Below are 12,154 nucleotides of genomic sequence, written 5' to 3'. Positions count from 1 at the left end.
CTCATGACGATGCCGCCGATCACCTCGGCCGCCGATGTCGACCTGTCGGACTGGGAGTTCTGGAAGCGGCCGATGGCCGACCGGGAACACTCCTTCCAGTTGCTCCGCGACCTCGACAAGCCCCCCTTCTACGCGGAACCCACGGTCTCCTTCGCCAGCCAGGGCCTCGGCTACCACGCGCTGGTGAAGCACGCGGACATCCTGGAGGCCAGCCGGACCCCCGAGGTCTTCTGCTCCGGCGACGGCGGCGCGACCAACATCGTCGACATGCCACCGGAGTTCGTCGAGTACTTCGGCTCGATGATCAGCATGGACGACCCCCGGCACGCCCGCCTGCGCCGGATCGTGTCCCGGGCCTTCACCCCGAAGATGATCAAGCAGTTCGAGGACGACGTCGCGGTCGCCGCCACGAAGATCGTCGACGACCTGCTGGAGAAGGGCCCGGGGTGCGACTTCGTCGAGGAGGTCGCGGCCCGCCTGCCCCTGAAGATCATCTGCGACATGATGGGCATCCCGGAGAAGGACTACCGGTTCGTCTTCGACCGCTCGAACATGATCCTCGGCGCGCAGGACCCCGAATACGTCAGCGACCCCGAGGCCATCGCCACCGCCCTGCTCACCGCCGGGCTGGAGCTGCAGCAGCTCGTCCAGGACCTGGCCGCCCACCGGGAGCGCAACCCCACGGGCGACCTCATCTCGGCGCTGGTCAACGCCAACATCGACGGTGAACGCCTCACGCTGCAGGAGCTCGGCTCGTTCTTCATCCTGCTCGTGGTGGCCGGCAACGAGACCACCAGAAACGCCATCTCGTACGGCCTGCGCCTGCTGACCGTCAACCCCGACCAGAAGGCGCGCTGGCTCACCGACGTCGACGGCCTCGCGCCCGGCGCGGTCGAGGAGATCGTCCGGCTGGCCAGCCCGGTCAACTACATGCGCCGCAAGGTCACCCGCGACCACGTCATGAACGGCAACGAGTACAAGAAGGGCGAGAAGGTCGTCCTCTACTACTGGTCGGCCAACCGCGACGCCGCCGTCTTCGACGACCCGCTGCGGTTCGACATCGGCCGCAACCCCAACCCCCACGTCGGGTTCGGCGGCCCCGGGCCCCACTTCTGCCTCGGGGCCCACCTGGCCCGGCGCGAGATCACCGTCATGTTCCGGGAGCTGCTCACCCGGGTGCCCGCCATCGAGGGCGGCTCACCCGAGCGGTTGTTCTCCAGCTTCATCAACGGGACGAAGCACATGACCTGCGAGTTCTAGGCCTTCTTGATCGACTTGAGGATCGTGTTGACGTCGGGCAGCAGGTCGTCGCGCAGGTCCGGCACCATCATGTAGACGATCGACGGGACCTCGGCGCCGGTGTTGACCGCGGCCACCACGACCAGGGTCCCGCCGCCGTCGTCGGTCACCTTGTAGGCGGCGGCCTGGCCCAGACCGCCGGGCAGCTTCTGCGCGCCGACCTTGGCGACCTTGTTGGGCCTGGGGAAGATCGTCTGGCGGGCCTTGAACACCACGCCGTTCAGCACCGGCCGCAGGTCGGTCGGCGACTTGTACTGCGAGGCCAGGTCGGCCGGAAGCTTGCCCGTCATGACGGTGGCGAACCACGGCTTGCCCTTGGAGGTGAGCCCGGCGCTGACGAACTGGCGGGTCGAGTAGCCGTAGGTCGACATGACCGTCTGGGTGTCGGCGTCGGTCTTCCACTGGCCGCCGAGCTGCGAGATCGAGATCCCGGCCGTCTCGTCGGTGAGGGTGCCCTTGACGGCCGACTTCTCGCCGTCGTACTCGGGGATGCCGCCCGACGCGGCGGCGGCGGCCGGCTTGGTGGCCGACGGCTTGGCCGAGGGGGCGGGCTGGGCCGTGGTCTCGGCGGCCGAGCTGAGCGGCCCGGCCAGGAACGCCCACAACAGCGCCACGATCAGCGCGACCAGCACCGAGCCGACGAGCGCGAACAGCCAGACCGGCTTGCCCTTCTCGTCGTCGTCATCGTCGGTCGTGTGCTGACCGTCGCCCCAAACGGTCTCCCACAGCTCCTGCTGCCGGGCCGCCGGGGGCGTCTTCGGGCCGCTGATCTGGCCCGCCGTGACGAACGGCTTGTAGGGGTCGTCGCCGGGGAGCTGCTGCACGAGGTGCTCGCCCGTGGTCGGACCGCCGTAGTTCTGCGGCGGCGCGGGCGGCATCGGCGCACCCATCGGCTGGGCCGGCTGCTGCAGTGTCTGCTGGGCCGTCTGCTGCGCCGTGTGCTGTGTTGCCTGTTGGGCCTGCGGGGGCGCGGGCTGGCCGGGCGGGCCCATCGTGACCGTGCGGTCGGTGGCGGGCGCGGCGGCCTGGGCCGGCTGGGCGGGCGGGAACGGCTGCTGGTCCATCGGCGGCGCGGGCACACGCGGGTCGAACGGGCCGCGCGGGGTGCCGAACGTGGTGGCCGGCTCCTGGTAGGAGAACGACTGCTGCGGGGAGGGCTCGACCGGCCGGGGCGGGAACGACGGGTTCCGCTCCTCGGCCCGGGGGAACACGTTGGGCGCCGAGGCCCAGGGCCCCTCCTCCGGCGGCAGCTCGGGGAAGCCGGGGCCCGTGTCGGTCCGCGCGGGCTGCCGGGCGGCCTGCGGCTCGGGGAAGCCCGGCGGGTTCATCGGAGGCGGGAACACCGGCCCGCTGCCGGCCCTGACGGGCGGGAACTCGGGGGCGGGGGACGCCGGGCGGGCCGGGGCGGGCGCGGCGCCGAAGGCGGGGTAGTCGTCGGCCGGGCCGAACGGGCTCACCGGAGGCGGCGGCGGGGGCGGCACCGGGAACGGCGGATGATCCTGGAACGGGGCCTGGGGGATCGGCGGGCTCTGCGGGCCGGTCTGGTGGTCGGGCCGCTCGTGCCGGGTGTCGTGCCGCGCGGCGACCGGGCTGGGCGGGAACGAGCCGCCGGGCGAAGGGGCCGGGGGGCCGCCGAAGGGCGCGGCCTCAGGCCGGCCGTGCGGCCCGGCGACCGGATTCGGCGGGTACGAGGCGGCGGGCGGCGGCACCTCGGGCCAGGCTGGCGGGACTTCCGGCCAGGCCGGGCCGCGCCGTGGATCGCTGTGCTCCGAGGGCATGGAACCTCCCGAGATCATGCCCGAATTAGACGTGCTTGGCATGATCTCATGCGGGCTGGGGGCCGGGGCGGCGAAACTGGAAAAGCCCCCTCTGAACGTCTCGCCCGTGGGGTCGGTCGGCGGATCCTGCATCGGAAGGTCCGCCTGCGGGAAGTCCGGGCCATGCCTCGGGTCGACAGGGTTCACGAGATGAGGGTAAACGAAAGGGACAACCGAGGTCACAATGGATCTATCACCATCGGATATCACCACTTTACTCTCGGTGTAAGATCCGCGCCTGCTCGTCGGCGGCCCTCATTCTCGCAGCGCGAGCCAGTGGCCGGACCCGGCCGCCCGCGCCTCGTCCGCTCAAGGCGGAGGCGGAAGCAGGATCCGGGGGCCGCTCTCCCGACCGCCCCCGTCTCGTTCACGGGCAAGAACCATGGTCCTCCTGCGGCAGCCCCCGTCGCGCTTGCGTTCTGCGCTACCCTTGCTCTATGCGTGCCGCGAACCTGCTTCTTACCGGGCCGCGTCGAACGAGCTGACAGCAGCCTCGACGCGGCCGCCCCTCGTGCTTCAGCCGAGGGGTTTTCTTATGGGCGAGACACGGACGGCCGAAGGTCGGCCGTGTCTCGCACCGTGAATCTGCCCATAAGAAGCAGGTGTCGATAAATCAGGAGATCAAACGTGGACGAGCAGGTATACGACCCCCAGGCGCTCCAGGCCAAGTGGCAGCCCCGCTGGGAGGAACTGAAGCCCTTCGCCGTCGTGGAGGACGACGCCGACCCGCGGCCGCGGCGCTACATGCTCGACATGTTCCCCTACCCGTCCGGTGACCTGCACATGGGCCACGCCGAGGTGTTCGCCATCGGCGACGTCGTGGCGCGCTACTGGTTCCTGAAGGGCTACAACGTCCTGCACCCGATCGGGTGGGACTCCTTCGGCCTGCCCGCCGAGAACGCGGCCATCAAGCGCAACGCCCACCCGGCCGAGTGGACCTACAGCAACATCGACACCCAGGCGGCCAGCTTCCAGCGCTACGCGATCTCCTTCGACTGGACCCGCCGCCTGCACACCAGCGACGCCGAGTACTACAAGTGGAACCAGTGGCTGTTCACGCGCTTCTTCGAGCGCGGCCTGGCCTACCGCAAGGGCGGCCTGGTCAACTGGTGCCCCAACGACCAGACGGTGCTGGCCAACGAGCAGGTCGTCGCGGGCAAGTGCGAGCGCTGCGGCGCCGACGTCATCCGCCGCGAGCTGACCCAGTGGTACTTCAAGATCACTGACTACGCCGACCGCCTGGTCGACGACATGGCCCGCCTGGAGGGCGGCTGGCCCGACCGCGTGCTGACCATGCAGCGCAACTGGATCGGCCGCAGCACCGGCGCCGACGTCGACTTCGAGATCGAGGGCCGCAAGGACCCGGTCACCGTCTACACCACCCGCCCCGACACCCTCTACGGCGCGACCTTCTTCGTCGTCGCCGCCGACGCCCCGCTGGCCGCCGAGATCGTCACCGAGGAGCGGCGCCCCGCCCTGGAGGCCTACCGCGCCGAGGTCGCCAAGCTGTCCGACATCGAGCGCATGTCGACCGAGAAGGAGAAGACCGGCGTCTTCCTGGGCGTGCACGCGATCAACCCGGTCAACGGCGAACGCATCCCGGTCTGGGCCGCCGACTACGTGCTGGCCGACTACGGCCACGGCGCGATCATGGCCGTCCCGGCCCACGACCAGCGTGACCTCGACTTCGCCATGAAGTTCGACCTGCCGGTGAAGGTCGTCGTGCACACCGGCATGGCCGACCCGGGCGAGACCGGCAAGGCGACCCCGGGCGAGGGCAAGCTGGTCAACTCCGGCCCGCTCGACGGCCTGAGCAAGGCCGAGGCGATCGAGAAGATCATCGAGATCCTGGCCGAGCGCGGCACCGGCAAGGCCACGGTCAACTACCGCCTGCGCGACTGGCTGCTGTCCCGCCAGCGGTTCTGGGGCACCCCGATCCCGATCATCCACTGCGGCGAGTGCGGCGAGGTCCCCGTCCCCGACAAGGACCTGCCGGTCGTGCTGCCCGACCTGCGCGGCGAGGCCCTGGCGCCCAAGGGCGTCTCGCCGCTGGCCTCGGCCACCGACTGGGTCAACGTGCCGTGCCCGTCGTGCGGCGGCCCCGCCAAGCGCGACACCGACACGATGGACACCTTCGTCGACAGCTCGTGGTACTTCCTGCGCTACCTCGACCCGAAGTACGACGACGGCCCCTTCGACCTGGCCAAGGCCGAGAAGTGGGGCCCCATCGACCAGTACGTCGGCGGCGTCGAGCACGCGGTGCTGCACCTGCTGTACAGCCGGTTCTTCACCAAGGTCCTCCACGACATGGGCATGATCAGCTGGGACGAGCCGTTCCTGCGGCTGCTGAACCAGGGCCAGGTCATCAACGGCGGCAAGGCCATGTCCAAGACGCTGGGCAACGGCGTCGACCTGGGCGTGCAGATCGACAACTTCGGCGTCGACGCGGTCCGGCTGACCATGGTGTTCGCCGGTCCGCCGGAAGACGACATCGACTGGGCCGACGTCTCGCCGGCCGCGTCGCTGAAGTTCCTGGCCCGCGCGCTGCGCGTGATGACCGACGCGTCCGCCGCCGGAACCGACTTCGCGGCCGGTGACCTGGAGCTGCGCAAGGTCGTCCACCGGACCGTCGACGAGGTCACCAAGCTGGTCGAGACCCACCGCTTCAACGTGGCGGTCGCCCGCCTGATGGAGCTGACCTCGGCCACGCGCAAGGCGATCGACTCGGGCCCCGGCGCCGCCGACCCCGCCGTGCGCGAGGCGGCCGAGGCGCTGGCCGTGATGTTGTCGATCGTGGCCCCGTACACGGCGGAGGAAGGCTGGGAGCGGCTGGGCCACCAGCCGTCGGTCGCCCGCGCCACGTGGCCGGTCGCCGACCCGGCGCTGCTGGTGCAGGACTCGGTCACCGCGGTCGTCCAGGTCGCCGGCAAGGTGCGCGACCGTCTGGAAGTTTCACCGGACATCTCGGACACCGATCTGGAGGCGCTGGCCCTGAACTCGGAGAAGGTCAAGGCCCACCTCGACGGCGCCCCCCGCAAGGTCATCGTGCGGGCGCCCAAGCTGGTCAACATCGTGCCGTAGGAGCAGCATTGGCGCCCGAGCCGATATCTCGAACATCGTCGGGCGTGCGGTCAGGGCATGCCTCGGCGGGGCATGCCTGAACCCGTTCCGGCTCGACGGCCAGGCGTGCCCCCGCTTTGGAGGCACTTTTGGCTAGATTCACCGCCTGGTTGGCGGGGACCGCGCTGATCGCCGGGTTACTCGTGGCGATCGGCACCCCCGCCAACGCGGCCGGCACGGGGACCGGCTACCTGCGGACCAACGGCAACAAGATCGTCGACAGCACCGGCGCGACGGTCCGCCTGACCGGCATCAACTGGTTCGGCATGGAGACCGACAACAAGACCTTCCACGGCCTGTGGGCCAGCGTGACGTGGAAGTCCCAGCTCGACCACATGGCCCAGCTCGGCTACAACACCCTGCGCATCCCGTTCTCGAACGACGCGCTCAAGCCCGGCGCGGTCGCGACCGGCATCAACGACTTTACCAACCCCGACCTCGTCGGCCTGTCTCCCCTGCAGATCCTCGACAAGGTCATCGAGTACGCCGGCTCGAAGGGCATGCGCGTCATCCTCGACCGCCACCGCCCGACCTCCGCCGGCCAGTCGGCCCTGTGGTACACCCCCACGGTCTCGGAGGCGACCTGGATCGCCGACTGGCGCATGCTGGCCCAGCGCTACGCCGGCAACACCACGGTCATCGGCGCCGACCTGCACAACGAACCCCACGCCGACGGCACCAACCCGAACGCCACCGGCGCCTGCTGGGGCTGCGGCGTCGAGACCCGCGACTGGCGGCTGGCCGCCGAACGCGCCGGCAACGCCATCCTGGCCGTCCAGCCGAACTGGCTGATCTTCGTCGAGGGCGTCTCGTGCCCCTCGGGCGGGCTCTCCAACGTGTGGGACAACGACCCCTCGAACGACGAGGACTGCGGATGGTGGGGCGGCAACCTCTCCAAGGCCGGACAGTTCCCGGTTCGGCTCAACGTGGCCAACCGGCTCGTGTACTCGCCGCATGAGTACGCGACGTCCGTCTACAACCAGGCCTGGTTCTCCGACCCGACCTACCCCGCGAACATGCCGGCCATCTGGGACCGGTACTGGGGCTACCTGTACAAGCAGAACATCGCGCCCATCATGATGGGCGAGTTCGGCACGACGATGACGTCGAACGTCGACCGCATCTGGCTGACCGAGCTGATGAAGTACACCGGGACGGGCGTGAACGGGATGTCGTTCACCTACTGGTCGTGGAACCCGAACTCGGGCGACACGGGCGGCATCGTGCTGGACGACTGGGTGACCGTGCAGACGGCCAAGCAGAACATCCTGAGCCCTTACCTGATCGCCCCGGTCCCACCGGGCACCAGCCCGTCACCGTCCCCCTCCCCGTCGGGCTCGCCCAGCCCGTCACCCTCGCCCTCCCCGTCTCCTTCGCCCTCGCCCTCGCCCTCTCCCAGCCCGTCGCCGTCACCTTCCCCGTCTCCGGGGGGCTGCGTGGCGACGTACCGGATCATCAACCAGTACCCGGGCGGGTTCCAGGGTGAGGTGACCGTGCGGCCCTCGTCGGCGGCGATCAGCCGGTGGACGGTGCGGTGGAACTGGGCCAACGGGCAGACGATCACCCAGTTGTGGGGTGGCCTGCACACCGTGTCCGGAACCCAGGTCACGGTGAACAACGAGTCGTGGAACGGCACGATCGCGGCCACCGGCTCGGCGACGTTCGGCTTCAACGGGACGTGGAACGGCAGCAACACGACGCCCTCCCCGATCACCTGCAGCTGACGCCCTGACGACGACCGGCCCGCTTTGGGGTGGGCCGGTCGTTTCCTCAATGGCCCGTCCGAATAGGCGGCGAGACGGTCGGTCCAGTACTTCATCCGCACATTGTGCGGGAAATCCTTTATTGTGATCGGCCGTGAGAAGCGCCTCAGTTATGCGAAGGACCGCCGTAACGACTACGGCGAGAACGACAAGTCATCGCGCAAGAACATTCGCCGCAACAAACGTTTCCCTCATCGCGCCAACCGGCGCCGTGAACACCAGATCCTGCACGCGGGCGTCGAAGAGGTCCTTTATCTCAAACGCCCCAAGCGCTGGCGGAAGTACCGGGACGCGCCGCTGGGCGAGATCGTTCAAGACCGCATCGAACGCCGGATGAGAATGGGCATCGTGCCCCGTGAGGTGGGGGATCCGCGGATCAGCCGTATTCAGTACGTGAGCGTGGGCCGGGATCCGCGGTAACACGGGTGTTCCTCGTTGAGCCATTCGGCGGTGAGGCGGAATCCGGTGATGCGCTCGGCCAGGGTCAGCGCGTGCGCCTTCCAGAGGTCGGAGTCCAGTTCCTCGTCCAGGAGGGGGACGTCCCCGATGACCTCGGCAGCGGTCAACTGCCCGCTGACCCGTGGTTCGTCCAGCCAGGTGACGGCTATCAGCGCCGCGCCGCCGGTCGCATAGCTGAAGGTGTGCGCGGACATGGAATGCAGCAGCAGGGAGAGCGCGGTTCCGCCTTTGGAAAGGGCCAGCAGCGTCTCCGACACCGAACCCTCGTCACCCCATGGCTCGACGCAGACAAGCCATGACCCGACGCGGTCGAGCAGGATCTCGCTGCACAGGGCGCCGCGTGTCTCGAAGTCATGAAAGGCCGAGGTGTAGGCGTCGTCGAACGTCAGCCGGCGTTCGGACCGGGGATCGCCGCCCAGGATCGTGAGGGCGTCGGCGTGTTCCCCCAGTCGTCCAGCGGCCACTTGATCTTCCAGCAGATCCAGGTAATGAGATAAGCCGGTCATGTGGGGAGCCGGTCGAGGAGTTCGTCCAGGATGGGGCCCGAGGTGCCGAAATTGAGCCTGATCCAGGTGTCCGGAGCGCCGTAGATCGTCCCCGGCGCGACCTTGACCCGGGCCTCGCGTTCCAGCACTGTCGCGGCGTCGGGGATGCCGGTGTCGATCCAGGCCAGGTAGGTCGCCTCCGGAACCCGATACGTCCACCCCGCCGGAAGCCGCTGCGCCAGGGTCTTCCGGTTGCGGTCGAGGACGGCGACGACCCCGTCGAGCCACGCGTCGCACTCCCGCCAGGCCGCCACCGTGGCCGCGACGCCGAGGACACTCGGCTGGCCGTAGAGGGCAGGCGGGCGGGTCGCCAGCGCCTCCCGGGCCCGCGCGGAACCGATGTGGGCGATGGCGCAGTGCAGCCCGCCCATGTTGAACGCCTTGCTGGCCGATGTGATCGTCACGGTCCGTTCGGGGCGGAGCAGGCCGAAGGGGAGGTGCTCGTTCGGCGCGAACACCAGGTCGGCGTGGATCTCGTCGGAGATCACCACCAGGTCGTGCCGGTCGGCGTAGTCGGCGATCTCCTCCAGCTCCGTACGCGTGAAGCACCGCCCAGTCGGATTGTGTGGATTGACCAAAAGCAGCACCCGCGCGCCCCGCGGATCGGCCGGAAGCTCGGCCCGCCAGGTCTCCCCGTCGGGCACCAGCGGAATCGGAACCGGGGGCCGGTTCATCGCCTCCAGCGTCATCAGGAAGGCGTTGTAGGTCGGCGTGTGGACGAGCACCCCTTCGCCCGGTTCGGTCAGCACGTCGAGCAGGGCCTGCAACGACTGGTTGAGATCGGTGAAGGGCCGCACGTGGACGGGGTCGGGGTGGAACCCGTAGCGGGCGGCCATGCGCTCGGCGAAGACCTCCGGCAACGGCAGGCCGGGCTGCTCCAGGGGCCAGTCGGGGTAGCCCATGTCGGTGCCGACCCGGTGCATGATCGCGTCACGGATGGGACCGGCCACGGGGAAGTCCATGTCGGCGACCCAGGCCGGGATCAGGTCGGGCGCGGCCTGCGCCCACTTGGTGCCGTCGCGCCTGCGGGCCTGCTCCACCGTCAACTGATCAAAGTCCACGCAAACAGCGTATGACGGGGCATCGCTGACCGCATCGGCGTTTACCGCCCCTAGACCGCCCATAGGGCACCGACAAGCGAAAGGCGCCTGCTCGTGGGGGAGCAGGCGCCTCAGAGGTGCGGTCAGAGCTTGCGGAGGACGGCCGTGACCTTGCCGAGGACGGTCGCCTCGTCGCCGGGGATCGGCTCGTAGTTGGGGTTGTGGGGGACCAGCCAGACGTGGCCGTCTTTACGCTTGAAGGTCTTCACGGTGGCCTCGCCGTCGATCATCGCGGCGACGATGTCGCCGTTGTCGGCGACCGGCTGCTGGCGGACGACCACCCAGTCGCCGTCGGCGATGGCGGCCTCGATCATCGAGTCGCCGGAGACCTGGAGGAGGAAGAGGGTGCCCTCGCCGACGAGCTGCTTGGGCAGGGCGAAGACGTCTTCGAGGTTCTGCTCGGCCAGAATCGGCCCACCTGCGGCGATGCGCCCGACCAGGGGAACATAGGCCGCCGTCGGACGGTTGAAGGCGGAGTCTTCCACGGCGGCGTCGGGATCGACCCAGAGAACCGGCTCGCCGGGCAGGCGCACCTCGAGGGCGCGCGGGCGATGGGGGTCGCGACGCAGGTAGCCCTTGCGCTGAAGGGCGGTGAGCTGGTGGGACACACTCGACGTGCTCGTGAGCTGCACCGCCTCACCGATCTCGCGCATCGACGGTGGGTAGCCCCGCTGCTGGACCGAGTCGCGGATCACCTCCAGGATCTTGCGCTGCCTGGGGGTGAGCCCGAGCGAGTCGCGGCGGCGAACCGCCAGATCGCTCACGCTCTCGTCGCGCTGGCCGGCCAGCCCGTCGTTGTTCACCTGCGCACCTCCCAATCCGTGTTCCTCACGTCGCACAGAGCGACGCTACCGCGATTCAAGATCAATATCAAACAGTTGTTCGATTGCCCTCGAAAACGTCGGTGGCGTGGTGTACAACATCGTACGGGAGTTCGATCGACATCGTGTTCGATTCGCGCGATCTTTCTTCCCTTCTTGCAGGGCAGTCGAGGAGGTTCACGATGAAGCCCACGCGGAAGGACACCCCTACGACTCCACCCCCACACTCGAACATCCGACCGCCGAAGGCCGTGGATCCACATCCGGCGGAGCACCCCCATATAAGGCGACGCCACCTCACCTTGGTCCCGCCCTTTCCGAGTCGAGACCCCCGAACCGAGTCCGGCTCTGACCGGGAATCCGCGGTGCGGGCAATTCCGCAGGCTCGGGCCGAGCGGGGTCCGGATTCCGCGGCTCAGGCCGCTCCACAGCCGATTCCGGAGTCTCCAGTCCGGCGGGGCCGGGATTCCATGGAACGGGTCGCTGCGATGACGCTTTCCCAGGCTCGGGATTCCATGGCTCGGGCCGCTTCGAAGCCGAGAAAGTCTCCGGTAAGGCCAGGTCGAGAATCGACGGCTCAAGTGGCCCCACAGCCGATTTCACGGGCTCGGGCCGGTATGGGGGAGTCGGAGGCCGGAGCTTATTCGAGGCGTCGTTCCCCTCGGCCGAACGGCGCCATTCCGGGCGCGGGAGCCGATCGTCTGGTCGCCGTGGAAACCGTTCTGTCCCGGCAAGGAAACCCGTCCAAAGGATCCCTGCCGGGGTCGCGACGCTGGGGTGACGCCGAGCGTCCCTCGCATGTCGCGGTCGAAGGCCGGCGTACCGAAAGAGAGAACCCCCCGCCCCTCCGGCTCACCCGGCGCGGGCGGATCGTCCTCGTCATACTCATCGCGATCGTGAGTTTGGCCGCGCTCTGGCTGGGCACACGGGCTGCCGTGACCGCGTCCACCACGCGTCCGGTCGAGGGGTTGCCCCGTGTGACGGTCCAGGAAGGCGACACTCTCTGGGAGATCGCCGTCTCGGCCGTGGGCGCCGGCGATCCGGGGGTCGTCGTTCGCGAGATCATGGATCTCAACGGTTTACCCGATCCCCTCATCCGGCCAGGCACGACGCTCTACCTCCCCCGCGACGTCCCAGGTCAGTAGGCCCCTGAGGGACGTGGGGTTTGAGTTGCGATCTAGGGGACTCACTTCTAGGGTTGGGGAACCACAACATCTAGTGGTCGTGGTC

The 12,154-nt window shown here is 69.0% G+C and carries 9 protein-coding genes; 5 read left to right on the top strand and 4 right to left on the bottom strand.

Annotated elements, in window-relative coordinates:
• The first annotated feature begins 3 nt into the window (after window positions 1-3).
• On the top strand, window positions 4-1,260 hold the full coding sequence (locus tag QSK34_RS13100; RefSeq protein ID WP_502875451.1) for a cytochrome P450: 1,257 nt from the start codon (window positions 4-6) through the stop codon (window positions 1,258-1,260).
• On the opposite strand, the gene QSK34_RS13095 is transcribed toward QSK34_RS13100, so the two are convergent.
• Entirely contained in the window at window positions 1,257-3,077 is a 1,821-nt protein-coding gene (locus tag QSK34_RS13095; RefSeq protein ID WP_285583634.1) for a hypothetical protein, read from the bottom strand. The two genes, QSK34_RS13100 and QSK34_RS13095, sit on opposite strands and share 4 nt — an antisense overlap.
• A 666-nt stretch (window positions 3,078-3,743) precedes the next feature.
• On the opposite strand from QSK34_RS13095, the gene leuS reads away from it, so the two are divergent.
• From leuS to QSK34_RS13080, 3 genes are all read left to right on the top strand, one after another.
• Window positions 3,744-6,197 (top strand): leucine--tRNA ligase, encoded by a 2,454-nt coding sequence (gene leuS, locus QSK34_RS13090; RefSeq protein WP_285583632.1) that lies wholly within the window; start codon window positions 3,744-3,746, stop codon window positions 6,195-6,197.
• Between the two features lie 128 nt (window positions 6,198-6,325).
• Complete coding sequence (locus QSK34_RS13085; protein WP_285583630.1) at window positions 6,326-7,960, top strand: cellulase family glycosylhydrolase; 1,635 nt, start codon at window positions 6,326-6,328, stop codon at window positions 7,958-7,960.
• A gap of 123 nt (window positions 7,961-8,083) precedes the next feature.
• Window positions 8,084-8,419: a hypothetical protein gene (locus QSK34_RS13080; protein ID WP_285583628.1), complete on the top strand. Its 336-nt coding sequence runs from the start codon at window positions 8,084-8,086 to the stop codon at window positions 8,417-8,419.
• On the opposite strand, the gene QSK34_RS13075 is transcribed toward QSK34_RS13080, so the two are convergent.
• The 3 genes from QSK34_RS13075 to lexA all read right to left on the bottom strand — a co-directional run bounded on the left by QSK34_RS13075 (window position 8,386) and on the right by lexA (window position 10,891).
• Window positions 8,386-8,964, bottom strand: coding sequence for a DUF6461 domain-containing protein (locus QSK34_RS13075; RefSeq protein WP_285583625.1), 579 nt, complete (start codon window positions 8,962-8,964; stop codon window positions 8,386-8,388). The genes QSK34_RS13080 and QSK34_RS13075 overlap by 34 nt on opposite strands.
• Window positions 8,961-10,064, bottom strand: coding sequence for a MalY/PatB family protein (locus QSK34_RS13070; protein ID WP_285583624.1), 1,104 nt, complete (start codon window positions 10,062-10,064; stop codon window positions 8,961-8,963). Before QSK34_RS13070 ends, QSK34_RS13075 begins: the two co-directional genes overlap by 4 nt.
• 122 nt (window positions 10,065-10,186) lie before the next feature.
• A complete protein-coding gene (gene lexA / locus QSK34_RS13065) occupies window positions 10,187-10,891 on the bottom strand; it encodes a transcriptional repressor LexA (protein ID WP_235966260.1) in 705 nt (234 codons plus the stop codon).
• A 743-nt stretch (window positions 10,892-11,634) separates the two neighbouring features.
• Here lexA and QSK34_RS13060 point away from each other — a divergent pair.
• Window positions 11,635-12,069, top strand: coding sequence for a LysM peptidoglycan-binding domain-containing protein (locus tag QSK34_RS13060; protein WP_285583621.1), 435 nt, complete (start codon window positions 11,635-11,637; stop codon window positions 12,067-12,069).
• Window positions 12,070-12,154 lie beyond the last annotated feature (85 nt).

The organism is Herbidospora sp. NBRC 101105 (assembly GCF_030269205.1).
GTDB classification, from domain to species: domain Bacteria; phylum Actinomycetota; class Actinomycetes; order Streptosporangiales; family Streptosporangiaceae; genus Herbidospora; species Herbidospora solisilvae.
The sequence above is the reverse complement of the archived record's forward strand: the minus strand, read 5'-3'. Positions and strand labels throughout refer to the sequence as shown.